This is a genomic window from Phenylobacterium glaciei, from assembly GCF_016772415.1.
Classification (GTDB): Bacteria; Pseudomonadota; Alphaproteobacteria; order Caulobacterales; family Caulobacteraceae; genus Phenylobacterium; species Phenylobacterium glaciei.
This window is the reverse complement of the sequence record NZ_JAGSGD010000003.1, coordinates 14,663-41,003: the sequence shown is the minus strand read 5'-3', so window position 1 is coordinate 41,003 and position 26,341 is coordinate 14,663. Positions and strand designations below refer to the sequence as shown.

The following is a 26,341-nucleotide window of genomic DNA, read 5'->3' as shown; positions in this document are numbered from 1 at the left end:
GGGGTCGAGCCTCTTGCACCGGACAAGGGGGCGAGGGCATCCTGCCCCTCATGAGCAGCGTCGCCACCCAAGCCCTGCCGGCGCGGCGGGCCTATCACGACCACATCGTCGACACCCTGATCGCCGAGCGCGCGCCAAAGCTCTCGGGCGGGGCGGCGTGGCCGCTGATCCGCCCCCTGCTCTACCGCCTGCTGGACTACCGCAAGGCGCGCGCCATGGCCGACGCCATCGGCCCGCTGCCCGGCCGCCAGGCGCTGGACTATGTCTCCGACCTGCTGGACGTAAAGGTGAGCGTGCACGGCCTGGAAAGGGTTCCGGCCACGGGCCGCCTGGTGCCGATCTGCAACCACCCTACCGGCATCGCCGACGGGATCGCGGTCTATGACGCGCTCAAGGGCCTGCGCCCCGACATCTGCTTCTACGCCAATTCCGACGCCCACCGCGTGTCACCCAACTTCGGCGAGGTGCTGATCCCGGTGGAGTGGCGTCAGGAGAAGCGCACCCGTGAGCACACCCGCAACACCCTCAACCTCACCCGCGAGGCCCTGGAGGCCGAGCGTCCCCTGGTGATCTTCCCCGCCGGCCGCCTGGCTCGCCGAGGCAAGGGCGGAGTGCTGGCCGAAAGCCCCTGGATGAGCAGCGCGCTCTCCATCGCCCGCAAGTACGAGGCGCCCATCGTGCCGCTGCACCTGGACGGGCCCTGGTCGACCCTGTTCCACTTCTTCCATGGCTTTTCCCCCGAACTGAGGGACATCACCCTGTTCCACGAGCTGCTGAACAAGCGGGGACAGTCGTTCCACCTGACCATCGGACAGGTGGTGGCGCCCGCGCGCCTGGACCCGGACGTCACGACGGCCACCGAACAGCTGAAGGCCTATGTGCAGCACGTCCTGCCCAAACACCCCGACCAGGCCTTCGCATGATCAGCGAGGCGGTGGGCGACTTCCGCCTGGACGACGAGGCCGCCACATCGGCGCTCGGCGCGGCGCTGGCCGGGGCGTTGCGCATCGGTGAGGCCATCTGCCTGACCGGGCCCCTGGGGGCGGGAAAATCCACCCTGGCCCGGGCCCTGATCCGCAGCCTCACCACCCCCACCGAGGATGTGCCGAGCCCGACCTTCACGCTGGTTCAGTTCTATGAGGGGGCGGCCCTGTCCGTCGCCCATTTCGACCTCTACCGGCTCACCAGCGCCGACGAGGCCTATGAGATCGGCCTGGATGAGGCCCTGGAGGACGGCGCGGCCTTGATCGAGTGGCCCGAACGGCTGGAAGGTCGTCTGCCGCCCGACCGGCTGGACATAGAGATCACAATTGAGGGGGACGGGCGCCGGGCGCGCCTGACCCCCAGCGGCGCCTGGGAAGGACGTGGGTTTGAATTCCGATCGTGAGGCCATCAAGTCCGCCTTCCTGGCCCAACATGGCTGGGGCGAGGCCGCCCGCGTCCCGCTGAGCGGCGACGCCTCGACCCGGGCCTATGAGCGGCTGCATCCCGCCATCGGCCCCAGCCTGATCTTCATGGACCAGCCCCCCAACGCCGAAACCGCGCCGTGCCATCCCGATGCGACGCCGGGAGACCGCGCCAAGGCCGGCTACAATGCGCTCGCCCGCCTCGCCGCCGGCCGGGTGGACGCCTTCGTGGCCGTCGCCGAATGGCTGAAGGCCCAGGGTCTGTCGGCGCCCACCATCCTGGCCCATGACGCGGTCCAAGGCCTGGCGGTGCTGGAAGACCTCGGCGACGACCTGTTCGCCGTGCTGATCGAGGGCGGCCAGGACGAAGCGCCGCTCTACGACGCGGCCATCCAGGGCCTGGTGCGCCTGCACGAAGCCGCCGCGCCGACCGTCCTCACCGCGCCGGGCATCGCCTGGCCGCTGCTGGACTATGACGAGACAGCCCTGAAGACCGCCGGCGACATCCTTCCCGAATGGCTGCCGAAGCTGAAACCCGAGCTCAGCTTCAGCGACGCGGCCGTGGCCGAGTGGGACGCCATCTGGGCGCCGATCCGCGCGCGCGGGGCGGAAGGCGCCAGCGTCTTCTGCCATCGCGACTACCACGCCGAGAACCTGATCTGGCTGCCCGAACGCCAGGGCGCCGCCCGGGTCGGCCTGCTGGATTTCCAGGACGCGGTCCGCGCCCACCCGGCCTGGGACATGTCGATGCTGCTGCACGACGCGCGGCGGGATGTCTCGCCGCAGCGGGAGGCCGCGGCGCTGGACTCCTACTTCAAACTCCGCCCCGACCTCGACCCTGCCCAATTCATGGCCGACTACCACGCGCTCGGCGCCCTCAATATCGTCCGCATCCTGGGCATCTTCGCCCGGCTGGTGACCCGCGACGGCAAGCCCCGCTACGCCGCCTTCATGCCCAGGCTCTGGCGCTATCTGGACGCCTGCCTGGCCGATCCGGCGCTAAGCGACCTCAAGGCCTGGTTCGACAGGTACGTGCCGGAAAGCTCGCGCACATGACCACCCCCGGACCCAAGGTCGCCATGGTCCTGGCCGCCGGCGTCGGCAGCCGCATGCGACCCCTCACCAACGACCGCCCCAAGGCCCTCGTCACCGTGAACGGCAAGGCCCTGATCGACCACGTGCTGGACCGCCTTCACGAGGCCGGGATCGAGACGGCGGTGGTCAACGTCCATCACTTCGCCGACCAGATGGAGACCCATCTGGCCGGCCGCACCAACCCCAAGGTGATCATCGCCGACGAGCGGGCCGGCCTGCTGGACTCCGGCGGCGGCATCAAGAACGCGCGGGCTCTGCTGGGCGACGACCCGATCCTGGTGGCCAATATCGACTCCCTCTGGGTCGGGGGCGAGGTCCCGCCCATCGAGGCCATGAAACGCGCCTGGGACCCGGCGAAGATGGACATCCTCATGCTGCTGGTCCCCCGGGACCGGGGCATCGGCCTGGAAGGTCCGCGCGGCTTCCGCCTGGACGCGCAGGGCCGCGCGACCCACATGGCCGACGACGCCAACCCCGCCCCGCTCGCCAATGTCGGATTCCAGATCATGAAGCCGCAGCTGCTGGACGATCAGCCGGAGGGGGCCTTCTCCATCCTGCCCATCTGGTGGCGGCTGCAGGATGAGGGCCGCATCTACGGCGTGGCCATGGACGCCTTCTGGCTGCACGTCGGCGATCCCGCCGCCCGGGACGAGGCCGAAGCGAGGCTGACGTGATCCCCCTGCTCGCCTCGGCAGGCCCCCGCTGGTTCAACATTCCGGCCCACCGGCCCTTCGTCCATGACCTGGCCCAGGGCCTGTTCGATGCGCTCAGCCCCCTGGGGCCTGAGGCCCTGTCCCAGGCCGTGGTCCTGACCCCCACCCGCCGGGGCGCCCGGGCGCTCGCCGACGCCTTCATCGCCGCCGCCGGGGGCCGCGCGGTGCTGCCGCCGCAGATCCGGCCCCTGGGCGACCTCGACGAGGGTGAGCCGCCGTTCGAGCCCGGGGACCTGGCCATCGACCTGCCGGCCGCCATCGATCCCCTGCGCCGCCGCTTCGAACTGATCGCCCTGGTGAAGGGCCACGAGAAGCAGCTGGGCCGCGACCTTGACGCCTCCGCCGCCCTGGAACTGGCAGACGCGCTCGGATCCTTCCTCGACAGCCTGCAGATCGAGGAGGTCAGCGCCAAGGGCGGCCTGGCCGACCTGGTCAGCGCCGACCTGGCCGAACACTGGCGGGTCAGCCGCGAGTTCCTGGAGACCGCGCTCACCGCCTGGCCCGCCCGCCTGCGCGAACTGGGAGTCGTCGATGTCAGCCAGCGCCGCGTGGCCCTGCTGCGCGCCCTCTCCGAGACCTGGGACCGCAGGCCGCCCGTGGGCATCCTGATCGCCGCCGGCTCCACCGGCACCGCGCCGGCCACCGCCGATCTGCTCACCGTCATCGCCCGCGCCCCCCAGGGGGCCGTGATCCTGCCCGGCCTCGACGAGAGCCTGGCGGAAAAGGCCTGGGCCCAGGTGGGGGAACAGCACCCCCAGGGGGCCATGAAGCGGCTGCTGGTCCGCGCGGGGGTGACCCGCACGGAAGTCCTGCTCTGGCCAGCCTCCGACACCCTGGACACCGCCGGCCGTTGGCGGCGCCGCGTGATCAACGAGGCCCTGCGCCCGGCCGAGGCCACCGCCGACTGGCTGAGCGTCATCGAGACCCTGCGCGCGGAAGGCGAGACCGAGGAGATCGACCCCATCGCCGAGGGACTGAAGGGTCTGTCGGTGGTCACCGCCCGGGGCGAGGAGGAGGCCGCCACCGTCGCGGCCCTGCTGCTGCGCGAGGCCCTGGAGGTCCCCGGCCAGACCGCCGCCCTGGTGGCCCCCGACCAGACCCTGGCCCGCCGCGTCGCCGCCAAGCTCGCCCGCTGGGGTGTCGGCGCCGACTCGTCGGCCGGCTCAGCCCTGGCCGGCTGCCGCTGCGGGGTGCTGGCCGCCCTGGTGGCCAAGGCGGCCGATGACCCCCTGGACCCCGTCACCCTGCTGGCCATCGCCAAGCACCCGTTCGTCCGCCTGGGCCTCGACCCCGAGGCCCTCGACCGCCGCCGCGCCGCCCTGGAACTGCACGGCCTGCGCGGCCCCCGCAAGACCACCTGGGCCGCCCTGGAGGCACAGCTCCGCCGCAAGGCCGCCGACTCGCGGATCGAACCCGGCGCCATCGAAGAGGCCCAGGCCTTCGCCGCCCAGCTTCGCGAGGCCCTGGCCGGCCTACAGACCCCCTACGCCGACGACGCGGCGCGCCCCGCCGAGGCCGCCCGCACCCTGGCCCAGACCATGGAAGCCCTGGCCGCTGACGAGCATGGCGACACCGGCGAGCTCTGGGCCGGCCACGGCGGCGAGGCCCTGGGCCGGCTGCTCTCGGGCCTGATGAGCGAGTCCGACGGTTCGCCCGCCGTCAGCCGCCGGGGCTTCGCCGACCTGCTAGCCCGGCTGATGTCGGGGGAGAGCATCCGCTCCGGCGGCGCAACCCATCCGCGCCTGCGCATCCTGGGCGCCATCGAGGCCCGCCTGACCCGCGCCGACCGGCTGATCGTGGCGGGGCTGGAGGAAGGCGTCTGGCCCCAGGGCGCGGCGCTCGATCCCTTCCTGTCGCGGCCCATGCGCCAGGCCCTGGGCCTGCCGCCGCCGGAGCGCCGCGTCGGCCTGGCCGCCCACGACTTCGCCCAGGCCGCCTGCGCCCCGGAAGTCATCCTGCTGCATTCCGAGCGCCGCGAGGGCGCGCCGGCCGTGAAGTCCCGCTGGCTCTGGCGCCTGGAGACCTTGGCGAGAGGCGCCGGCGTCGACCTGCCCACCCGCCCGGAGATCCTTGACTGGGCCCGCTCCCTGGACGCGGCGGCCGATTATACCCCGGCCAAGCGCCCCGCCCCGCGCCCGCCGGTCGCCGACCGCCCCCGCGAGATGGCCGTCACCCGGGTCGAGGCCCTGACGCGGGACCCCTACGCCGTCTGGGCCCGCGACATCCTGCGGCTCTATCCGTTGGAGCGCCCCGACGAGGCCGTGGAGGCCCGCGCCCGCGGCACCGCCATCCACAAGGCCTTCGAACGTTTCGCGCAGGCCCATCCGGTGGAGGTCCCCTCCGACGCCGCCGCGATCTTCGAGGCCATGTACGTCACCGCCCTCGAAGAAGCCGGCATGCCGCACGAGGCCCTGGCCCGCGAGAGCGCTCTGGCCCGCGAGGCCGCCCTGTGGGTCGCCGACCTGGAGCGCCGCCGTCGCGCAGATGGCCGGACCATCCATGTCGAGCTGAAGGGCGAGCTGGAGATCAATGCGCCGGGCGGCCTGTTCAAGGTCAATGCGCGGGCCGACCGCATCGAGATCACCCCCGACGGCTACGGCCACATCCTCGACTACAAGACCGGCAAGGCGCCCTCGCAGAAGGTGGTGGACACCGGCTTCTCGCCGCAGCTGACCCTGACGGCCGCCATCCTGGCCTATGGCGGTTTCCCCACCCTGGGCCGCCCCATGCCCGGCGACCTAACCTATCTGGAGGTCACCGGCCGCAAGCCCGCCGGCCGCGAGGAAGTGCGCGCCGCCGCCGGCGAGGAAAGCGAGGCCGCCGCCCGCACCGCCCTCGACGGTCTGGGCAAGCTGGTGGCCCGCTTCGACGACCCGGCCCAGCCCTACCTGTCGCGCTCGGCCCCGCAGTTCGTGAAGACCCACATCAGCGACTATGACCACCTGGCCCGAGTGTTCGAATGGTCCACCAGCGGCGACGAGGAGGGCGAATGACCATCATCCCCTTCCCGACCCGCGAGACCGACCCGCAGCGCGTCGCCGCCGATCCCGAGCTTTCGGCCTTCGTCACCGCCAATGCCGGCTCGGGCAAGACCAAGACCCTGATCGACAGGGTCGCCCGCCTGCTGCTGGCCGGGGCCGAGCCCGCCACCATCCTCTGCGTCACCTACACCAAGGCCGCCGCCGCCGAGATGCAGCGCCGGCTGTTTGGCCTGCTGGGGGACTGGTCGGTCTGTGACGACGGCCGCCTGCGCCAGGCCCTCTCGGACCTCGAGGGCCGGCCGATCGGCGACTACGACCACATCCGGCTCTCCCAGGCCCGCGCCCTCTTCGCCCGCGCCCTGGAGACGCCCGGCGGCCTGAAGATCCAGACCATTCACGCCTTCTGCGAGAAGCTGCTGCGCCGCTTCCCCTTGGAAGCCGGCGTCTCGCCTGGCTTCCGGGTGATGGACGATGCCGCCTCGGCCGCCATCGCCGACGCCGCGCGCAAGGCCGTCGCGCGGCTGGCGCTCACCGGGCAGGGCCTGGTGGCCGAGGCCTATGCCCGGTTCTCTGTGGCGCTCGATTTCCAGAGCTTCCAGTCGATGTTCGGCGCCTTCGAGAGCGCGCGCGGGCGCCTGGCCGCCTATCTCGCCCGCACCGGCGGCCTGCCCGGCGCCGTGGCCGACGTCTGGGAGGTGTGCGGCTTCCCCGAGCCCGTCGATCCCGAGGCGGTCGAACTCCAGGCCGTCGCCGCGCTGAACCTGCGCACCTGGCGCGAGGCCGCGCAGGTCCTGGCGCAAGGGGGCAAGGCCGATGCCAAGAACGCCGCCGCGCTCTCAGCCCTCGCGAGCGAGCCCAGCTTCCAGGGCGCGCTCACCTGCCTGTTCACCGACAAGGGCGAGGGCACGCCGGCGACCTGGGTCGCCAAGACCAGCGGCCTGAAAAGCCACGAACCCCTGCGCTCCGGCCTGCTGGCCGACCAGGAGGCCCTGGAGGAAGCCCGCGCCTACCGCCGCGCCGCCCAGGTGGCGACAGACACCCAAGGCGCGCTGATCCTCGCCAACGCCTATCTCACCGCCTACGCCCTGGAGAAGGCCTCCTACGGCGCGCTCGACTTCTCCGACCTCATCGAGAAGACGCGCGACCTGGTGGCCGAGAGCCCGGCGGCGGCCTGGGTGCTCTACAAGCTGGACGGCGGCATCGACCACATCCTGGTGGACGAGGCCCAGGACACCGCGCCGGACCAGTGGGCCATCGTCCGGTCGCTGGCCGGCGAGTTCTTCTCCGGCGCCGGCGTGCCCACCGCCACCCGCCTGGAGCGCAACATGTTTGTCGTCGGGGACGAGAAGCAGTCGATCTACTCCTTCCAGGGCGCCCGGCCCGAACTACTGATTCAGGAGTTCGAGTTCCACAAGGACCGCGCCACCGGCGCCGGCTTCCGCTTCGAGCGGGTGGACCTGCTGGACTCGTGGCGCTCCACGCCCCAGGTCCTGACCTTCGTCGACGCCACCTTCTCCTCGCCCGAGCTGGCCTCGGCCATCCTGCCCCGGGTGCTGGCCGAGCCCATCGTCCACACCCCCCGCCGGGTCGACCACGCCGGCTGCGTCGATATCTGGCCCCTGGAGCGCGAGGAGAAGGGCGACGTCCGCGAGGCCTGGGACGCCCCCCTCGACCAGGAGACCGAGGCCAGCGCCAACAAGCGGCTGGCCGCCAGGATCGCTGGCGAGATCGCAGGACTTCTGGCCCGCGGCGACGGGGTCTTCGACAAGGAGACCCGCGCCTGGCGGCCCGCCCGTCCCGGCGACGTCCTGATCCTGGTGCGCCGCCGCAAGGCGCTGTTCGAGGAGATCCTGCGGGCCCTCAAGCACGCCAAGATCCCCGTCGCCGGCGCCGACCGCCTGGCGCTGTCGGAGCACATCATCTTCGACGACCTGGTGGCGGTCGCCCGCTTCGCCCTGTTCCCCGCCGATGACCTGACCCTGGCGGCCCTGCTGCGCAGCCCCTTCTGCGACCTGTCCGACGACAGCCTCTACGCCCTGGCCAAGGGCCGGAAACTGACCCTCTGGCAGACCCTGGCCACCCGCGCCGAAGAGCAGCCGGAATGGACCGCCGCCCACGCCCTGCTCACCCGCCTGCTGGAGGAGGCCCGCGAGCGGCGGCCCTTCGAGTTCTATTCCCGCCTGCTGGGGGCCCGCGATGGCGAGGCCCGCTCCATGCGCCAGCGCCTGCTGCGCCGCCTCGGCGGGGAGGCCGAGGACGCCCTGGACGAATTCCTGGCCCAGGTCCTGGCCGCCGAGAGCCGGGGGATCGAGGACCTGGAGAGCCTGACCGCCGCCTTCGCCAGCCTGGACATCACGGTCAAGCGCGAGATGGAGGCCGGCCGCGACGAGGTCCGGGTCATGACCGCCCACGGGGCCAAGGGCCTGGAGGCGCCCATCGTCTTCCTGCCGGAGACCACACTCTCCCGTGGGGCGCGCGGCACGCCCCTGCTGGAGACCGAGGGCGGCGGCTTCCTGTGGTGCGCCACCGCCAAGGGCGACTGCGAGGCCTCGGCCACCGCCCGCGAACGGCGCGCCGCCCGCGAGGAGGACGAGGCCTACCGCCTGCTCTATGTGGCCCTGACGCGGGCCCGCGACCGCCTGGTGCTCTGCGGCCGGGTCGCGGCCAATGCGAAGGAAGAGAACCTCAAGGGCTGGTGGGGGGCGCTCACGGCGGCCTTCAGCCACGCCGACGTGGACCCGCACAAGCGCGCGATCACCTGGGGCGGGATGGATATCCTGCGCTTCGGCCCCGATCCCGAGGCCCGGGGCAAGGCCGCTGACACCGCGGTCAGCGCGAACGCCGCGCCCGCCTGGACGCAAACCGAGGCGGTCACCGAACCCCACGCCCGCTACGCCTCGCCGTCGCAGCTGGGGGAGGACGCCGCCACCCCGGCCGCCTCGCCTCTGGCCACGGTCCAAGGGTTGGGCCGCTTCCGGCGCGGCGACCTGATCCACCGCCTGCTGCAGGTCCTGCCAGACCTTCCCATCGCAGATCGCCCCGCCGCCGCCCTGCGCCTGCTCGCCCGCGAGCGTGACCTCACCGACGACCAGCGCGCCGAGATGACCGCCGCGGCCCTGGGCGTCCTGAACGATCCCCGCTTCGCCGAGGTGTTCGGCCCCGGCAGCCGCGCCGAGGTGGCGCTGGCCGGAACCGCCGGCAAGCTGCCCGCCGGCCTGGCCATCTCGGGGCGAATCGACCGGCTCGTGGTGCTGGCCGACCGTGTGCTGGTGGCCGACTTCAAGACCAACCGGCCCTCGCCCGACCGCATCGAGGACGCCGACCCGGCCTATCTGCGACAGATGGCGATCTATGCCGCCGTGCTGGCCGACATCTTCCCCGGCCGCGCCATCGAGGCCGCGCTGGTATGGACCGACGGGCCCAAGCTGATGGCGATCCCAGAATTACTTATCGGTCAAACCCTTGCCGAGCTTGGCCGCGCCGGTTGATACCAGGACAGGCGCCGCCTATGTGGCGGATCGAACATCGCGGCCATTCGTTGAGGCCGCAGGAATTTAAGGAGCTTTTGATGAGCACCGTAGCGGTCACCGACGAGTCCTTCGAAAAGGACGTCCTGCAGTCCTCCAAGCCCGTGCTGGTGGATTTCTGGGCCGAATGGTGCGGCCCCTGTAAGCAGATCGCGCCGGCCCTGGAGCAGATCGCCGCCGAACTGGGCGAGCAGGTCACAGTGGTCAAACTCAATATCGAAGACAGCCCCACCACCCCCTCGCGCTACGGCGTGCGCGGCATTCCGACCATGATGCTGTTCAAGGACGGCCAGATGGCGTCGATGAAGGTGGGCGCCATGCCCAAGCAGAAGATCATCGAATGGCTGAACGAAGCCGGGATCTAAGCCGACGCGGCCCTTCTCCCTTTGTGGGAGAAGGTGGCCCTGCGGAGCAGGGTCGGATGAGGGGTCGATAGCCACATCCGAAAGCAGCTACGCCACGAGCACGGATGAGGGAGCGCGACCCCTCATCCGTCAGCTTCGCTGACACCGTCAGCAAGGGGAGAAGGACCCTACAGCGCCCCGTAGGCCTGCAGCGTCCGCAGCGCCGCCACGGTCACCACGCCGCGGTATTCCAGCTGCGGGCCCGGCCCTACCGTCTCCCAGCTGATCGGCCAGCCGCCGTCCTGCGCCTGCCGCGCCTCCAGCGCCGCCAGGTGATGGCCCAGCACCGCCTTCGGGAACAGCTGGTGGCAGAAGCTCAAGGGTGACGGCGCCCAGTCCAGCGGCTTCTTCACATAGCCGACGGCGTCGACGTCCAGCTCCACCAGCCCTGGAATGCGCGCCGCCAGCCCGGCCAGCGCCGTCTCGGCGCGAGCCCGGTCCGCCGTATGCTCCAGAAAGCCGATCATCGGCATCAGGTCGTGGAACTTCTCCGTCTGCGAGCCCTCCACCACCGACCAGCAATAGGCCTCGCCCTTGGCCACCCACGGATGGTCGATCCCATGTTTCAGCAGGAGCCCGACGATCGCGGCGGTGGGGTTGATGTCGGCCGGTGGGGTTTGCCCCTCCACCGCCCACCAGGCCGCGTGGGGCGCGGCGTTGACGCTGGGCAGGGCGAAGGGCAGGCCCCCGTCAGCCGTGGCGATACTGGCCAGCCAGTCGCAGGCGCGGCCCGCCAGCAGCGGGTCGAAGGCGTCCACCGCATCGAGGATCTCAAACGCGATCTGCACGTCCACCGGCTGGCTGTGCGGATCGCGCTTGTCCGGCTCCAGGGCCGAGCCGAACCCGCCGTCGCGGCCCTGATAGGCCGCCAGCGCCCGAACCACCGGTTCGGCCGAGGCCCCCTCGAAATGATGCTCGAACAGCCGCCGCTCCAGCAGCCGGCCATTGCGCAGCAGGAAGTCGCGCGCGCGGTCGAGGACGTCGGACATGGGGCTTCTCCCGTTCAGAACAAAACTAGAACAAGAGAGCGGGGCTGTGCAACCTATTGCTCGTCATCCTCGGGCTTGTCCCGAGGATCCATGATCTCCGTCTTGCCATAGAGGGCGAGACCGTCGCCGCAGAGGAACATCTGAACCACGGCGTTTATGGATCCTCGGGACAAGCCCGAGGATGACGGTCGTGGGTGGGCCTAGGTCGGCCAGGTCTCGGGGCTGAGCGCCAGGACTTCCCCGGCGAAGTGGAGGCCGCCGCAGATGATCACGTGCGGCGCCGGACCCTCGACCTCAAGGGCCATGGTCGTGGCCGTCGTCACGTCCGGCGCGGTCTCGGCGACAAGCCCTGCCGTCGCCGCCGCCGCCGCCAGGTCCTCAGGGCTCAACGCCGTCGTCGACTCAAACGTCGTGGCGATCACCCGCGCGCCCAGCCGCTTGAGCGGCTCAAAGAAGCCCACCGAGTCCTTGCGGGCGTATTGCGCCACCACCAGGGTCACCGGCCGCCCGTCGCGGGCCAGGCGGTCCACGGTGTCGGCCAGCGCCCGGCCGCCGTGGGGATTGTGCGCCCCGTCCAGCCACAGGTCGGCGCCGCGCGCCACCGCCGCCGCGCCCAGCGGTCCGACGGTGAGGCGCTGGAAGCGCGCCGGCCACACCGCGCCCGCCACGCCCTTGGCCAGCGCCGCCTCGTCGATGCGCGGATCGCCCCAGGTCAGCATGGCCATGACGGCGAGGGCCGCATTGCCCACCTGGTGCGGGCCGTAGAGGGCCGGCATCGGCAAATCCAGCAGCCGGTCAGGCGTCTGGACCAGCATGCGGCCGTTCTCCTCCCAGGCGTCGATGTCGCGGCCCATGGCCAGCATCGGCGCGTTCAGGCTCTGCGCCTCGCGTTCGATGACCTCGAAGCCTTCCTCCATCTGGCGGGCGACGATCACCGGGCGGCCCTGCTTGATGATCCCGGCCTTCTCCCAGGCGATCTTGGTGAGCTCCGGGCCCAGCATCTCCAGGTGATCATAGTCCACCGGGGTGATGATGCAGACGGCGGGCGCGTCGAAGACATTGGTGCAGTCGAACCGGCCCCCCAGGCCCACCTCGATGACGCAGAGGTCAGCCGGCGTCTCGGCGAAGGCCTTCAGGGTCATGGCCGACATGATCTCATTGAAGCTGATCTCGCCGCCGGCGTTGATGGCGACGGAGGAGTCGATCAGCTCGCGTAGCTGCGCCTCGCCGATCAGCTCACCGGCGATGCGGATGCGCTCGGCGAAGCGCACCAGGTGCGGCGAGGTCAGCACATGAACCTTCAGGCCCGCGGCCTCGGCGATGGCCCGCAGATAGGCTGTCGTGGAGCCCTTGCCGTTGGTGCCGGCCACATGGATCACCGGCGGCAGGTGATCCTGCGGCCGGCCCATGGCGTCGAGCAGGCGCAGGACGCGCCCGGTGGACAGGTCGATCAGGGACGGAAACTCGTCGCGCAGCCGCGCGATCATCGCGTCGAAGGCGCGGATCTCATCATACATGGGGCGTGGCCTGGAGAGGGCTGGAAGGGACTGCGGCGGGTTGAAGAAGACCGCCCGCGACCCGCCGATTGTGAGCTAGGCGGCTTTTGAAGCTGAGCGTCCCATCATGAGGGTCTTGAGGAGCGAGCCCAGCACGGTGGTCATCTCGCTGCGGGGCACCACCCGGTCCACCATGCCGCGCTCCACCAGGAACTCGGCGCGCTGGAAGCCTGGGGGCAGGGTCTCGCGGATCGACTGCTCGATCACGCGGCGGCCGGCGAAGGCGATCATGGCGTTGGGTTCGGCCAGATGGATGTCGCCGAGCATGGCGTAGGAGGCGGTCACCCCGCCGCTGGTGGGGTCGGTCATCACCACGATATAGGGCAGGCCGGCGTCCTTGACCTCGTTCAGCGCCACCGTCGTGCGCGCCATCTGCATCAGGGACAGCGTCCCCTCCTGCATGCGGGCGCCGCCCGAGGCGGTGAAGATCACGAAGGGAACCTGACGGCGCACCGCTTCCTGGGCGGCCTTGATGAAGGCCTCGCCCGCCGCCATGCCCAGCGATCCGCCCATGAAGGCGAAGTCCTGCACCACCACCACGGCCGCTTGGCCCTTGATCTGCCCATGGGCGATGACCATCGCGTCCTGCTCGCCGGTGGCCTTGCGGGCCGACTTCAGGCGGTCGGGATAGGAGCGGTCGTCGGGGAATTTCAGCGGATCTTCCACCACGGTCGGCGAGGCGATGCGCTCATAGACGCCCTCGTCGAAGGTGTAGGCCAGGCGCTGCTTGGCGCCGATCCGCATGTGGTTGCCCGACGGGGTGACCCACAGGGCCGCCTCCAGGTCCGAGCGATAGATCATCTCGCCGGTATCGGGGCATTTGACCCAGAGATTCTCCGGGGTCTCGCGCTTGGCCACCAGGTTGCGCACGCCCGGCGCGATCTTGGCCAGCCATCCGCCCCGCTCCCGCGGCGTCGGAACGCTCGGGGGCTTCTTGTCGTTTCTGTGCTCAGCCATCGCCATGTGGGATCTACACCGTCGGGCTAGCGACTCGCGCGAAGCGCACAGCCTTAGCCAAGGATTCTACTTTGGAAAGAACCCGCGTGGTCACGGTTTCGTTCATTGCCAAGCCTGCGGCGATTTCATCAACGAGGGCTGAACCCACCACCACGCCGTCGGCCACCCGCGCCACCGCTTCGGCGCGCTCGGGCGTCTTGATGCCGAAACCGACGCAGACCGGCAGGCCGCCGGCCGCCCGCACGCGCGCCACATGGGGCGCCACGGCCGCCGCATCGGCTTCCTTCACCCCGGTCACACCCGCCACCGAGACATAGTAGGCAAAGCCCGAGGTGCGCCGCGCGATCACCTTCAGGCGCGCATCGTCGCTGGTGGGGGTCGAGAGCAGCAGCAGGGACATCCCCTCGGCGTCGAGGGCGTCGGCTAAGGGGTCAGCCTCCTCCGGCGGGATATCCACCACGATCAGTCCGTCGGCCCCGGCCGCCGCCGCGTCCTGGGCGAAGGCCGCAAAGCCGCGATTGATCAGCGGATTGGCGTAGCCCATCAGGATGATCGGCGTGGTCTGGTCGCCCTGGCGGAACTCGGCGATCATGGCCAGGGTCTTGGACAGCGTCATGCCGTTTTCCAGGGCGCGCAGGGCGGCGCGCTGGATCGTCGGGCCCTCGGCCATGGGATCGGAGAACGGGAAGCCCACCTCGATCAGGTCGGCGCCGGCGGCGGGCAGACCCTTCAGGATTTCTAGGCCGCGGTCATAATCGGGATCGCCGGCCATGATGTAGGTCACGAAGGCGGCGCGATTCTCCGCCTTCAGGGCGGCGAAACGCGCGTCGATGCGGGCCTTGGTCAAATCGCCATCCCCAGGTGGGCGGCGACGGTGGCCACGTCCTTGTCGCCGCGGCCCGACAGGTTCAGCACCACGATGCCGTCCTTGCCGACATCGCGGGCCACGTCGCCCAGCCGGGCGATGGCGTGCGCGCTCTCGATGGCCGGCAGGATGCCCTCGAGCTGCGCCAGCAGCTTGAAGGCCTCGAGGCTCTCCAGGTCGGTGGCGGTGAGATAGGTGGCGCGGCCGACGTCGTGCAGCCAGGAGTGCTCGGGCCCGATGCCCGGATAGTCGAGGCCGGCGGAAATCGAGTGGGCCTCGGTGATCTGGCCCTCGGGATCCTGCAGCAGATAGGTCATGTTGCCGTGCAGGACGCCCGGGCGGCCGCCGTTGATGGCCGCGGCGTGACGGCCGGTCTCCATGCCCTCGCCCGCCGCCTCGACCCCGATCAGCTTGACGGTCTCGTCGTTGAGGAAGGGGTGGAACATGCCGATGGCGTTGGACCCGCCGCCGACGCAGGCGACCACGGCGTCGGGCAGGCGGCCCTCGGCCTCCATCACCTGGGCCTTGGTCTCGCGGCCGATCACCGACTGGAAGTCGCGGACCATCTCCGGATAGGGATGCATGCCCGCCGCGGTGCCGATCAGGTAATAGGTGTCGTGGACGTTGGTGACCCAGTCGCGCAGGGCCTCGTTCATGGCGTCCTTGAGCGTCGCGGACCCGGAGGTCACCGCCTCGACCCGGGCGCCCAGCAGGTTCATGCGGAAGACGTTGGGCTTCTGCCGCTCCACGTCCACAGCGCCCATATAGACCACGCAGGGCAGGCCGTACTTGGCGCAGACCGTGGCCGAGGCCACGCCGTGCTGGCCGGCCCCGGTCTCGGCGATGATCCGGGTCTTGCCCATCCGCTGGGCCAACAGGATCTGGCCGATGCAGTTGTTGATCTTGTGGGAGCCGGTGTGGTTCAGCTCCTCGCGCTTCAGATAGATCTTCGCGCCGCCGAAATGCGCCGTCAGCCGCTCGGCGAGATAGAGCGGGCTTGGCCGGCCCACATAGTGGGTCATCAGCCCGGCCAGCTCGGCCTGGAAGGCCGGGTCGGCCTTGGCGGCGCGATAGGCGGCGTCCAGCTCGTGGACCAGAGGCATCAGGGTCTCGGGGACATAACGTCCGCCATAGTCCCCGAACCGCCCATTGGCGTCGGGATAGGCGGCATAGTCGTTGGGTTTGGCGGTGGGCGCGTTCACGTCACTATCACTCGGCTCGGGATCGGGGCTCAGGCAATACGTTCAGGCGCGGCGTACGGCTTCAAGAAACGCCGTGATCAAGGCCGGGTCCTTTAGGCCGGGACCGCGCTCCACGCCAGAGGAAACGTCCACCATGGGCGCGCCCGACAGCCGCACCGCCTCGACGACGTTCCAGGGATCCAGACCGCCGGCCAGGAACCAGGGCCGCTGGAACCGGTGGCCCATCATCAGGGTCCAGTCGAACCGCGCGCCGTTGCCGCCCGGCAGCTCGGAGTCCTGCGGCGCCTTGGCGTCGAACATCAGGTGGTCGGTCGACGCCTCATAGGCCTTGGCGGCCGACAGGTCGTGGGCCGTCGAGATCGACAGCGCCTTGATGATGCCGGCCCCGCTGCGCGCGGCGATGGCCCGTGCGCGGGCCGGGGTCTCGGCGCCGTGCAGCTGGAACAGGTCCGGCTTGAGGATGGCTGTCAGACGGTCCACCAGCTCGTCGTCCGGATCGACGGTCACCGCCACGATCTTGATGTTCTTGGTCCGCGCCTGCGCCGTCAGCCGGGCGGCGGCGTCCGGCGTGATATTGCGCGGGCTCTTGTCGAAGAACATGAAGCCGATGTGGCTGACCCCGCCGGCCACGGCGGCGCTCACCGTCTCGGGCGTGGACAGGCCGCAGATCTTGGTGGGGACGGGCATGGAGCGGATAAGGGCTATCGGCCCACGGAATTCAAGACTTGGCCTGGGTCTTCAGCAGATCGCGGATCTCGATCAGCAGGGCTTCCTGCGGCGGCGGCGCGGGTTTCTCGGACGGCGCGGCGGCCTCGTCGCGGCGGCGGATGGTGTTCACGCCCTTGACGATCAGGAACACCACCCAGGCCACGATGGTGAACTTGATCATGGTGTTGAGGAAGGCGCCGTACTGGATGGCCACCAGTTCGTTGGCCTTGGTCAGCGGATTGTCGGGCTTGAGCACCAGCTCCAGGTGCGAGAAGTCCACCCCGCTCAGCAGCAGGCCGATCGGCGGCATCACCACCTGGTCCACCAGGCTCTTGACGATATCGTTGAACGCCGCGCCGACGATGACGCCGACGGCCAGGTCGATCACATTGCCGCGGGCGATGAACTCGCGGAATTCACTGAAGATGCTCATGGGACGCCTATTCGTCGGCGTTGAGCCGTTCGCGCAGTTCCTTGCCGCTCTTGAAGAACGGCACGTGCTTGGCGCGGACCTCGACGGCCTCGCCGGTGCGCGGATTGCGTCCGGCCCGGGCGTCGCGCGAGCGGACGGACAGCGCGCCGAAGCCACGCAGTTCCACCCGGCCGCCGTTCTCCAGGGCCTGGATCATGCGCTCAAGGATCACGCCCACCACGCGCTCGATATCGCGCTGGGTGAGGTGCGGGTTTTCCTCAGCGAGTTTGGCGATCAGCTCAGACTTGATCATGCCTTCTTCCGGTCGTTCGGCTGCGGAACATGGTCGAGTCCCTGAGGATGTTCAAGGCAGGAAAAGGGTTTACGGCCCGGTGACGATAATCTTCGCCGAAAGCTTGGGCCGACTTGTCCCAAATCGGGGCCGCGGAAGGGTTGGCTGGCGTATTGGCGGTATCTGTCGGTCACCCGACGCAGCGGGGAAGGTGGCGACGGTCTACCCAGGATAGTGCGGTTTGCGAAAAAGAAAACGGCGGACCGGTTTCCCGATCCGCCGCTCTCAATTCATCTTCGATCCGGCAGAACGATTAGTCGTTCTTGGCCTTCTCACGCAGGGCGGCGCCCAGGATGTCGCCCAGCGAGGCGCCGGAGTCCGACGAGCCGAACTGCTCGATGGCTTCCTTTTCCTCGGCCATTTCCAGGGCCTTGATCGACAGACCCACCCGACGGGCGGCCTTGTCGACGTTGGTCACCTGGGCGTCGACGCGGTCACCCACGGCGAAGCGTTCCGGGCGCTGGTCGGCGCGGTCGCGGGAGAGGTCCGACTTGCGCACGAAGGCGCTCATCGGGGCGTCGTCCTCACCGAAGCGGACTTCGATGCCGCCGGTGGTGACTTCCGTCACCGTGACGGTGATGGTCTGACCCTTGCGGAAGAAGTCGCCCACCATGGGATCGCCGGCCAGTTGCTTGATGCCGAGCGAGATGCGTTCCTTCTCGACGTCGACGTCCAGCACGCGGGCCTTGACCATTTCGCCCTTGTGATACTTGGCGATGGCTTCTTCGCCCGAGGCCGTCCAGTCGAGGTCCGAGAGGTGGACCATGCCGTCGATGTCGTTCTCGAGACCGATGAACAGGCCAAACTCGGTGGCGTTCTTGACTTCGCCCTCCACGGTCGAACCGACCGGGTGCGCCGCGACGAACGCGTCCCAAGGATTGTCCATGGCCTGCTTGAGGCCCAGCGAGACACGACGCTTCGACGGATCAACGTCGAGCACCACGACTTCCACTTCCTGAGAGGTGGAGACGATCTTGCCCGGGTGGACGTTCTTCTTGGTCCAGGACATTTCCGACACGTGGACCAGGCCCTCGACCCCGGCTTCCAGCTCCACGAAGGCGCCGTAGTCGGTGATGTTGGTGATCCGGCCGGTGAACTTCGCGCCGACGGGATACTTGGCTTCGACGCCGTCCCACGGATCGGACTGCAGCTGCTTCATGCCGAGGCTGATGCGCTGGGTGTCGGGGTTGATCTTGACGATCTGAACCTTGACGGTGTCGCCCACGGCCAGGACCTGGCTGGGGTGATTGACGCGCTTCCAGCTCATGTCGGTGACGTGCAGCAGGCCATCGATGCCGCCCAGGTCCACGAAGGCGCCGTAGTCGGTGATGTTCTTGACCACGCCTTCGCGGATCTCGCCCTCTTGCAGCTGGGAGACCAGCTCGGTGCGCTGTTCGGCGCGGGCTTCCTCGAGGATCGCGCGACGCGAGACGACGATGTTGCCGCGCGGACGGTCCATCTTGAGGATGGCGAAGGGCTGTTCCTTGCCCATCAGCGGGCCGACGTCGCGCACGGGGCGGATGTCGACCTGCGAACCGGGCAGGAAGGCCGAGGCGCCGCCGAGGTCGACGGTGAAGCCGCCCTTCACGCGGCCGACGATGGAGCCCATCACCGGTTCGTTCTTCTCGTAGACGCCTTCCAGACGGGTCCAGGCCTCTTCGCGGCGGGCCTTGTCGCGGCTGATGACCGCTTCGCCCATGGCGTTCTCGACGCGCTCGAGGAAGACCTCGACGGTGGAACCCACCACGATGGGGGCGGGATCATCGCCTTCCTGGTTGAATTCCTTCAGGGACACGCGGCCCTCGGTCTTCAGACCCACGTCGATGATCGCGAAATCCTTCTCGATCCCGACCACGATCCCCTTGACCACCACGCCTTCCATGAAGTCGCGGCCGCCCATGGACTCGTCCAGCAGGGCGGAGAAGTCGTCGCGGGAAGGAGACAGGCTCATATCGTCAGCCATAATATTCTTTCGTCTTTCAGATGACGCCGTCCGTGAAACGGAAGTGTCGTCCGACACGCATCAGCGTTCGGAGTCCCGGCGTCGGGTTAAGGGTTGCAAACCGAAGGCGTCGGGGCGGGCCCCAGCGCGGTGAATTTCGCCCGCAGCCATCGAGGGAAAGGAACGTTTGGATTGCCCGTCAGGAAGTTTCCCACCGGGCTCGCGCCGCCTCGACCGTGCGGCGGGCCGCATCGGTGGCCTGCTCTATAGTCATTTCAGTGGTATCCAGCAAGACGGCGTCGGCGGCGGCCACCATGGGGCTGTCGGCGCGGCCGCCATCGCGTTCGTCGCGCTTGCGGATGTCGTCGAGGATGTCGGCCAGCGCCACCTGCTCGCCCTGCCCCACCAGCTGCTTCCAGCGCCGCTCGGCGCGCACCTCCGGGCTCGCGGTCACATAGAGCTTGGCCGGCGCGGTCGGGCAGATCACCGTCCCCATGTCGCGCCCGTCCAGCACCGCGCCGTCCGGCTGCCGCGCGAAGGCCAGCTGCAGCTCGCGCAGGGCCAGGCGGACGGCCGAGTGCACCGCCACCCGGCTGGCGCACTCGCCGGCCTCGCGGGTCCGGAACGCCGGATCGTCCAGCATGGCGGCCGTCAGCGTCATGGCCACGGCGCCGGCGTCCTGCTCTGAGTCCAGGTCCTTGCCCGCCCGCGCCGTCAGCACGCCGACGGCCCGGTACAGCAACCCCGAATCCAGCACCGGCACGCCATAGAGCGCCCCCAGCCGATTGGCGATCGTCCCCTTGCCCGAGGCCGCGGGCCCGTCGACGGTGATGATGAAGGGCGGTTTCAAGAGACTATCCCGCGCAATTTTACCTGCCCCCTAACGATCGTCATCCCCGGGCTTGTCCCGGGGACCCATGATCTCCGCCTCGCCACAGATCGCACCGGCGCCGCCACATCACCTTGCTGCACGTCGGAGATCATGGGTGGCCGGGACAAGCCCGGCCATGACGAAAAAGAATTGGAGGCCACCTCGCCCCTCACGCCAACGCCCCCCCAAGCCCGCGCATCATCTCCACGAACCCCGGGAAGCTGGTGGCGATCATCCCCGGCTCGTCGACGCTGACCGCGTCGTTGGAGGCCAGGCCCATCACCAGGTGCGACATGGCGATCCGGTGGTCACCCTTGGTGACCACGCTGGCCCCGCCCGCCGCCGGATGGTTGCCCCGCGCCGCCCCCACCACAATCAGCCCCTCCGGCTCCTCCTCGACCCCGATGCCGCAGGCGCTCAGCCCCGCCGCCATCAGGGCGATGCGGTCGCTCTCCTTGACCCGCATCTCGCCGATGCCGCGCATGTGGGTGGGGCCATCGGCGAAGGCCGCGGCCACCGCCAGGATCGGATACTCGTCGATCATCGAGGGCGCGCGGCTTGCCGGCACGTCGACGCCGCGCATGGCCGAGTGCCGCGCGGTGACGTCCCCCACCGGTTCCCCGCCCTCATCGCGCAGGTTCGAGATCACGAGATCCGCCCCCATCTCCTGCAAGGTCGTGAACAGGCCGGTGCGCAGCACGTTGAGCAGCACGCCTTCCACCGTCACCTCCGAGCCCGGAGTGATCAGGGCCGCCACCAGGGGGAAGGCCGCCGAGGACGGGTCGCCGGGGACAATGATCTTGGTCCCGGTCAGACTCTGGCCGCCCGGCAGGTCGATATGGCGCTCGCCATCGCGGTCCTCCACGTGGATCACCGCGCCGAAGGCCCGCAGCATCCGCTCGGTGTGGTCGCGCGTCGCCTCGGGCTCGATGACGCCGGCCCCGCCGTCGGCATGCAGGCCGGCCAGCAGCACCGCCGACTTCACCTGGGCCGAGGGCTCAGGCAGGCGGTAGTCGATGCGCTTGAGCGCCCCCCCAACCAGGGTCAGGGGCAGCCGCCCGCCGGTCCGGCCAGCAAACGTCGCCCCCATCTCGCGGAGCGGCTTCATCACCCGGTTCATCGGCCGCCCGCGCAGGGAGGCGTCGCCGGTGAAGGTCGCGGCCATCGGGAACCCCGCCGCCGCCCCCATGATCAGCCGCACGCCGGTCCCGGCGTTGCCGCAGTCGATGACGTCGTCGGGCTCGGAGAAGCCGCCCTGGCCCTCCACGCGCCAGGCGCCGGGCGCCAGATGGGTCACGGTCGCGCCAAAGGCCCGCATGGCCTGGGCCGTGCGCAGCACGTCATCGCCTTCGAGTAGGCCCTCGATGTCTGTCGTTCCGGTCGCCAGCGCTCCGAAGATCAGCGCGCGATGGGAAATCGACTTGTCGCCCGGGGCGCGCACGCGGCCCCGCAGCGGGCCGCCGCGTTTCGCGGTCAGTCCTGCCGACGTCATGGGAATGCCAAGCCTCCTTAAGGCCTTGCTGTTGTCACGAGGGGGTTTGCTTTTGACAGCGGCGCTGGCGCGTGGCAAGGGACCCGGCTTCATTCGAACCCCTTAGAGGCTTAGCCCTTGGCCAATCCCGAACTGGGCGCAAAGCAGATCTGTCCGAACTGCCAAGCGAAGTTCTACGACCTCACCCGTCGTCCCGCCCACTGCCCGAAATGCGCCACCGAGTTCGACCCCGACGAGGCTGTCCGCAGCCGTCGCAGCCGTTCGCGCGTCGCCCCCACCGACCATGAGGTCGAAGAGGACGGCGAAGCCCAGGTCCGCGGCAAGTCGGAGGCCGATGACGACGAGGAAGAAGAAGAAGTCGTCACCCCGGAACTCGACGAAGTCGTCGACGCCCCCATCATCCCCGGCGACGACGATGATGACGACGACGCCGACCCGGGCGCCGCGCCCGAGGACGAGCTCGCCGGCTTCTCCGAGGACGAGGAAGACCTCGAGGAGGACACCGACGACGTGCCCTTCCTGGAAGACGAGGAAGACGACTTCGACGACACCGAAATCGAGGGTCTGCCCGGCGAGGGCGACGCCGAGGACCGCTAATCTGACTGCGGCAAGCCGCCTGCAAATTTCCTTTGCAGGCGGGCTTGATCGCGACGAACTGTCAGACTAGGTTCCGCGCCTCTTCGGGGAGGGCCTTTCAGCCGCCTCCGGAGAAACCCGAGACCTCGGGGCTTTAGCTCAGCTGGTAGAGCGCTTGCATGGCATGCAAGAGGTCAGCGGTTCGACTCCGCTAAGCTCCACCATAGCGGCCGCTTCCCACCGGAAGCGGCCGTTTCCATTTGGGGTCGTTGTTAGGTGCAAAGAGCGGAAACCCCAACTCCGCTCATCCCGGCGAAGGCCGGGACCCAGGTGAAACCCATTCCCACCGCATTCGGCCCTCAAGCAGCCAGGAACTATCTCGAACCGCTCCGGATGAATCTGGCTCCCGGCCTTCGCCGGGATGAGCGGTTGTGGGGTGACTGCCGACTTCCAAGTCGCGGCCCTTCTGATGCTATCCTCACGTCATCGGAGGAACCCACCCATGTCGATGTACCACGAGGGCCAGCGGGTCCTGCAGGACGCCTTCGGCAGCCGCGCCCTGGCTGACCGCCTCGACGAGACCCTGCGCCACGACGCCTTCACCGACCGCGACTCAGCCTTCATCGGCGAGCAGAGCTTCTTCTTCCTGGCCACCGCCGACGCGGACGGCCGCCCCGACTGCTCCTTCAAGGGTGGCCCGCCAGGTTTCGCCCGGGTCATCGCGCCCGACACGCTGATCTTCCCCGACTATGACGGCAACGGCATGTTCCGCAGCCTCGGCAACCTGACCGCCAATCCCAATGTCGGCCTGCTGTTCCTCTCGGTGGGCGAGCGGCCCCAGCGCCTGCGGGTCAATGGGACCGCCCAGGTCCTGGCCGACGACCCGCTGCTGGCGCAAATCCCCGGCGCCCAGCTGCTGATCCGGGTGACCCCCCGCGACATCTTCCCCAACTGCCCGCGCTACATCCCCACCCTGAGCGTCACCGCCCCGTCCGTGTACGCCCCCGAGGCCGACAAGCCCGTGGTCGAGGCCGACTGGAAAGCCCACCCCATGTTCGCCGACGTGGTCCCGCCGCGGCGGGTTTGAGAAGCCCACCACAAAAAAATCGTCATCCCCGGGCTTGTCCCGGGGACCCATGATCTCCGCGTCACCGCAGGTCGCACGGCGCCGCCACAGATTCCTACTGAGCAACGGAGATCATGGGTGGCCGGGACAAGCCCGGCCATGACGATCAGGGGAGGGAGAACGCAGACACCCGCCACCATTGAAAGCCCCGCGTCCCCGCCCCATCTTCTGAGTCATCCGGCCGCCGTGCCGATTTAGGGCGGTAGCCGGAGAGTCGCTTATTTGCGAGGACTCTGATGACCCGGTCGATCGTCTTCGACTCACCCTTCCTGCTCGGGTTCGAGCACACGCGCAGCCTCATCGAGCGTGCCGCCAAGGCCGCCGCCGAGAGCTATCCGCCGTACAATGTGGAAGAGCGGGCAGGTGGCGGCCTGCGGATCACGCTCGCGGTAGCGGGCTTCACGCCTGACACCCTGCAGGTGACCCTGGAGGACCGCCAGCTGGTGGTGGCCGGCAAGCGCGACGACGCCGGCAAGGCCGAGGACGCCTATCTGCACCGCGGTATCGCCGCCCGCGGCTTCATCCGCGCCTTCGTCCTGGCCGAACGTGTCGAGGTCGTCGGAGCCCTGCTGGAGCACGGCCTGTTGCACATCGATGTGGACCGCCCCGAGCCCGACAAGCTCATCAAGAAGATACCTATCCAAACGGCCGGCTGAACCCAGCGGCCAGTGTACGCGTTGCCTTTCAAGGAGGTGGTCTGATGACACCCAATCTTACGACGGAAGCCTTTGCCGCCCTCGGCGGCCCCGATCTCGTCTATGTCCGGCCGATCAAGGCCGCCGAAATTCTCGCCTCGACCCCGGCCGCGCAGATCGAGGGCTTCAAGCTCGATCCCGACCAGACCCTCTACGCGGTCCACCGCGCCGACGGCGAACGCCTGGCGGTGATGACCGACAAGGACTCCGCCGTCGCCGCCGCCCTGGCCCACGAACTGGCCCCGGTCTCGGTTCATTAAGACAATGGGTTCCTTCTCCCCTTGCGGGAGAAGGTGGCCCTGCGGAGCAGGGTCGGATGAGGGGTCGATAGGCCTATCGGGTTAGGGCGTTTCATGGGTTGCGGAGAGGGACGTGCGACCCCTCATCCGACCGGTCGCTGACCGGCCACCTTCTCCCGCAAGAGGAGAAGGACCCTCACGGCTAAGCCGCGCTCGACCTTGCTTCCTGCACCAGCAGCGCATGGATCGCGTCCGGCGTGCGGGCCTGGCGCAGTTGCTCGCGCAGGTCGGCCTGGCGCAGCAGCCGCGACACTCGCGCCAGCGTCCGCAGGTGTTCGGTCGAGGCGTTGGGCGGGGCGAACAGGGCGAAGATCAGGTCCACCGGCTGGTCGTCGACGGAGTCGAAGGCCACCGGGTGGTCCAGGCGCACGAACACCGCGCGCATGCGCTGCAGGCCGTCCAGCCGGGCATGGGGCACGGCGACGCCGTGGCCGACGCCCGTGGAGCCGGCGGCCTCCCGCTCTGCCAGGGCGTCGAGGATCAAGCCGGCGTCCAGGCTGAACTGCCGCGCGGCGATCTCGGCGACCAACGCCAGCACCTGGCGCTTGTTGGGCGCGCTGACCCGCGGCGCGATGGCCGCGCGTTCCAGAATCTCACCGATCAACATGGTATCGTGACGCCCAAAACAAAACCGAACCGGCCCGTGCAAAGCCAGATCGCACGGACCGTGCCGGAGAAGACCCAGCTCGGAGCGTGACAGCGTGACGTGGAAGCCGGTTCAGGCGCCCGTCACGCTCCACCTCCAAAAACCAGAGCCCTTAACAAGGGCTCTAGGCCGGGGTTCCGTTCGCTCCGTTCCCGTTCAGCGATTTCGTGCGTTCGGGGTCGATCCAGCCGATATTTCCATCGGGCCGGCGGTACACCACGGACAAACCACCGTGAGCGGCGTTCCTAAAGACGATTGTCTGCGATTCCGTCAAGTCCAGGTCCATGACCGCCATGGAAACGGTCATCGTCCTGATGTCCTTTTCCGTTTCCGCGATGACCATCGCCGAGGGCAGGACGTGGGTGTCGTGCGACGTTTGGCCCTCGTCGCCGAGGTCCCAGCCGTCGTCCTCGTCGTCACCCTCGGGGGACTGGATGATGAAGTAGGCGGCGGTCTCGGCGGCGCGCGCCGAGGCCGCGGTGGAATGGCTCTTCAGCCTCCGCTTGTATCGTCGGACCCGCGTCTCGATCTTGGCCAGCGCCACATCGAAGGCGCCGTGGGCGTCGGCGCCCAGACCGTGACTTTGCAGCGCCTGGCCAGTGGCCAGTTTCAACGCGCAGTCGACTCTGAAGGAATGGCCCTCTCGGCTGACGACCACGTCCGCAGCGCCGCCACGGTCGAAGTACTTGCCGATAGAACCGGTGATTTCGTCGGTGACCCGCTCACGCAGGGCCTCCCCAACGGCGACATGCTTGCCGGATACTAAGACTTGCATCCCCTATGAACGCGCCGCCCCGGCGAAGGTGTCAAGCGCCTGCAACCCAACCCACGAGATGGTGTACGGCGGCCATCACGACGCCGGCGCTGAGCAACAGCACCGCCCCCGAAACCGCCGCCAGGCCGTAGCCCAGCAGCGCCAGCAGGCCGTCCCTCTGGACCATGGAAAAGGCCAGCACCGCGATGGTCAGGGCCGGCAGCATATTGCCCAGCGGGATGGGCAGGATCAGCACGAAGGACAGCAGGGTGCAGATCAGCCCGATCAGCCGGTCGCCGATGGGGCCGAACATGAACACCAGCCGTGGCCGGGAAACCTGCTCGATGCGCTCCAGCCAGGGCAGCAGCCGGTCGAACACGCGGGCGAGGTCGGCCCGGCTCATCTCCCGGTCGTCGATGAATCTCGGCAGCCACAGGGTCTGGAAGCCGATCACCATCTGCGGCGAGATCAGCAGCAGGGGCGCCCCCAGGAGGGTGGTGGAGCCCGGCGGCAGCGGCAGCAGGTTGGGGATGGCCAGCACGAACATCAGGGCGCCGAAGGCCCGGCGGCCGAAGCTGTCGATGATCTCCCCCAGGGTGACCTTTTCCGCCGCCTGCTGGCCCAGGGCGCGGATATGGGCCGAGAGGCTGAGGTGTCGCGGAAACGCTCGGTCAGGCATGGGGTCTCATATCGGAGGGCGGGGGCGAGGGCGCAACGCGTGACGTGCAAATCGGTCGCGTGCTTTACAGCGGCGCCGGTTTTCGGCTAGGAGG

25 protein-coding genes and 1 tRNA gene are annotated in these 26,341 nt (G+C 69.3%); 12 read left to right on the top strand and 14 right to left on the bottom strand.

Annotated elements, in window-relative coordinates; all coding sequences use genetic code 11:
• Window positions 1–50: 50 nt before the first annotated feature.
• From JKL49_RS20345 to trxA, 7 genes are all read left to right on the top strand, one after another.
• Window positions 51–923: a GNAT family N-acetyltransferase gene (locus tag JKL49_RS20345; RefSeq protein WP_215343272.1), complete on the top strand. Its 873-nt coding sequence runs from the start codon at window positions 51–53 to the stop codon at window positions 921–923.
• On the top strand, window positions 920–1,387 hold the full coding sequence (gene tsaE, locus JKL49_RS20340) for a tRNA (adenosine(37)-N6)-threonylcarbamoyltransferase complex ATPase subunit type 1 TsaE (protein WP_215343271.1): 468 nt from the start codon (window positions 920–922) through the stop codon (window positions 1,385–1,387). The genes JKL49_RS20345 and tsaE overlap by 4 nt, the downstream gene beginning before the upstream one ends.
• Window positions 1,365–2,462 (top strand): N-acetylmuramate/N-acetylglucosamine kinase AmgK, encoded by a 1,098-nt coding sequence (gene amgK / locus JKL49_RS20335; protein ID WP_215343270.1) that lies wholly within the window; start codon window positions 1,365–1,367, stop codon window positions 2,460–2,462. Before tsaE ends, amgK begins: the two co-directional genes overlap by 23 nt.
• A complete protein-coding gene (locus JKL49_RS20330; RefSeq protein ID WP_249778376.1) occupies window positions 2,459–3,175 on the top strand; it encodes a nucleotidyltransferase family protein in 717 nt (238 codons plus the stop codon). The genes amgK and JKL49_RS20330 overlap by 4 nt, the downstream gene beginning before the upstream one ends.
• Entirely contained in the window at window positions 3,172–6,207 is a 3,036-nt protein-coding gene (addB, locus tag JKL49_RS20325) for a double-strand break repair protein AddB (RefSeq protein ID WP_215343269.1), read from the top strand. The genes JKL49_RS20330 and addB overlap by 4 nt, the downstream gene beginning before the upstream one ends.
• Window positions 6,204–9,683, top strand: coding sequence for a double-strand break repair helicase AddA (gene addA, locus JKL49_RS20320; protein ID WP_215343268.1), 3,480 nt, complete (start codon window positions 6,204–6,206; stop codon window positions 9,681–9,683). Before addB ends, addA begins: the two co-directional genes overlap by 4 nt.
• 80 nt (window positions 9,684–9,763) lie before the next feature.
• Window positions 9,764–10,087, top strand: a complete 324-nt coding sequence (gene trxA, locus JKL49_RS20315; RefSeq protein ID WP_215343267.1) for a thioredoxin — start codon at window positions 9,764–9,766, stop codon at window positions 10,085–10,087.
• A gap of 167 nt (window positions 10,088–10,254) precedes the next feature.
• Here trxA and JKL49_RS20310 read toward each other — a convergent pair whose 3' ends face one another.
• From JKL49_RS20310 to aroA, 11 genes are all read right to left on the bottom strand, one after another.
• Window positions 10,255–11,115, bottom strand: coding sequence for a hypothetical protein (locus JKL49_RS20310; protein ID WP_215343266.1), 861 nt, complete (start codon window positions 11,113–11,115; stop codon window positions 10,255–10,257).
• A gap of 200 nt (window positions 11,116–11,315) precedes the next feature.
• Complete coding sequence (locus JKL49_RS20305; RefSeq protein WP_215343265.1) at window positions 11,316–12,632, bottom strand: bifunctional folylpolyglutamate synthase/dihydrofolate synthase; 1,317 nt, start codon at window positions 12,630–12,632, stop codon at window positions 11,316–11,318.
• Window positions 12,633–12,707: 75 nt separating this feature from the next.
• Entirely contained in the window at window positions 12,708–13,634 is a 927-nt protein-coding gene (gene accD / locus JKL49_RS20300) for an acetyl-CoA carboxylase, carboxyltransferase subunit beta (protein WP_215343264.1), read from the bottom strand.
• Between the two features lie 7 nt (window positions 13,635–13,641).
• Window positions 13,642–14,475, bottom strand: a complete 834-nt coding sequence (gene trpA, locus JKL49_RS20295) for a tryptophan synthase subunit alpha (protein ID WP_215343263.1) — start codon at window positions 14,473–14,475, stop codon at window positions 13,642–13,644.
• Window positions 14,472–15,695 (bottom strand): tryptophan synthase subunit beta, encoded by a 1,224-nt coding sequence (gene trpB, locus JKL49_RS20290; protein ID WP_215343262.1) that lies wholly within the window; start codon window positions 15,693–15,695, stop codon window positions 14,472–14,474. Before trpB ends, trpA begins: the two co-directional genes overlap by 4 nt.
• A gap of 42 nt (window positions 15,696–15,737) precedes the next feature.
• A complete protein-coding gene (locus tag JKL49_RS20285; RefSeq protein ID WP_215343261.1) occupies window positions 15,738–16,382 on the bottom strand; it encodes a phosphoribosylanthranilate isomerase in 645 nt (214 codons plus the stop codon).
• Window positions 16,383–16,413: 31 nt separating this feature from the next.
• Entirely contained in the window at window positions 16,414–16,836 is a 423-nt protein-coding gene (gene mscL, locus JKL49_RS20280) for a large-conductance mechanosensitive channel protein MscL (protein ID WP_215343260.1), read from the bottom strand.
• A 7-nt stretch (window positions 16,837–16,843) separates the two neighbouring features.
• Window positions 16,844–17,128: an integration host factor subunit beta gene (locus tag JKL49_RS20275; RefSeq protein ID WP_215343259.1), complete on the bottom strand. Its 285-nt coding sequence runs from the start codon at window positions 17,126–17,128 to the stop codon at window positions 16,844–16,846.
• 292 nt (window positions 17,129–17,420) lie between these two features.
• Window positions 17,421–19,187 (bottom strand): 30S ribosomal protein S1, encoded by a 1,767-nt coding sequence (rpsA, locus tag JKL49_RS20270; protein ID WP_347340432.1) that lies wholly within the window; start codon window positions 19,185–19,187, stop codon window positions 17,421–17,423.
• Between the two features lie 121 nt (window positions 19,188–19,308).
• A complete protein-coding gene (cmk, locus tag JKL49_RS20265) occupies window positions 19,309–19,959 on the bottom strand; it encodes a (d)CMP kinase (protein ID WP_215343257.1) in 651 nt (216 codons plus the stop codon).
• 190 nt (window positions 19,960–20,149) lie between these two features.
• Window positions 20,150–21,472 (bottom strand): 3-phosphoshikimate 1-carboxyvinyltransferase, encoded by a 1,323-nt coding sequence (gene aroA, locus JKL49_RS20260; RefSeq protein WP_215343256.1) that lies wholly within the window; start codon window positions 21,470–21,472, stop codon window positions 20,150–20,152.
• 117 nt (window positions 21,473–21,589) lie between these two features.
• On the opposite strand from aroA, the gene JKL49_RS20255 reads away from it, so the two are divergent.
• The 5 genes from JKL49_RS20255 to JKL49_RS20235 all read left to right on the top strand — a co-directional run bounded on the left by JKL49_RS20255 (window position 21,590) and on the right by JKL49_RS20235 (window position 24,129).
• Entirely contained in the window at window positions 21,590–22,069 is a 480-nt protein-coding gene (locus JKL49_RS20255; protein ID WP_215343255.1) for a TIGR02300 family protein, read from the top strand.
• Between the two features lie 127 nt (window positions 22,070–22,196).
• Window positions 22,197–22,272: transfer RNA gene (locus tag JKL49_RS20250), tRNA-Ala, on the top strand.
• Window positions 22,273–22,550: 278 nt separating this feature from the next.
• Window positions 22,551–23,135 carry a pyridoxamine 5'-phosphate oxidase family protein gene (locus JKL49_RS20245; protein WP_215343254.1) on the top strand — a complete coding sequence of 195 codons (585 nt, stop codon included), beginning with the start codon at window positions 22,551–22,553 and terminating at the stop codon, window positions 23,133–23,135.
• A 275-nt stretch (window positions 23,136–23,410) separates the two neighbouring features.
• Window positions 23,411–23,830 (top strand): Hsp20 family protein, encoded by a 420-nt coding sequence (locus tag JKL49_RS20240; RefSeq protein WP_215343253.1) that lies wholly within the window; start codon window positions 23,411–23,413, stop codon window positions 23,828–23,830.
• 44 nt (window positions 23,831–23,874) lie between these two features.
• Window positions 23,875–24,129 (top strand): DUF1150 family protein, encoded by a 255-nt coding sequence (locus tag JKL49_RS20235; RefSeq protein ID WP_215343252.1) that lies wholly within the window; start codon window positions 23,875–23,877, stop codon window positions 24,127–24,129.
• Between the two features lie 181 nt (window positions 24,130–24,310).
• Here JKL49_RS20235 and ptsN read toward each other — a convergent pair whose 3' ends face one another.
• From ptsN to JKL49_RS20220, 3 genes are all read right to left on the bottom strand, one after another.
• Window positions 24,311–24,775, bottom strand: coding sequence for a PTS IIA-like nitrogen regulatory protein PtsN (ptsN, locus tag JKL49_RS20230; RefSeq protein ID WP_215343251.1), 465 nt, complete (start codon window positions 24,773–24,775; stop codon window positions 24,311–24,313).
• Window positions 24,776–24,938: 163 nt separating this feature from the next.
• Complete coding sequence (gene hpf, locus JKL49_RS20225; RefSeq protein ID WP_215343250.1) at window positions 24,939–25,589, bottom strand: ribosome hibernation-promoting factor, HPF/YfiA family; 651 nt, start codon at window positions 25,587–25,589, stop codon at window positions 24,939–24,941.
• Between the two features lie 31 nt (window positions 25,590–25,620).
• Window positions 25,621–26,247, bottom strand: a complete 627-nt coding sequence (locus JKL49_RS20220) for an exopolysaccharide biosynthesis protein (RefSeq protein WP_215343249.1) — start codon at window positions 26,245–26,247, stop codon at window positions 25,621–25,623.
• Window positions 26,248–26,341 lie beyond the last annotated feature (94 nt).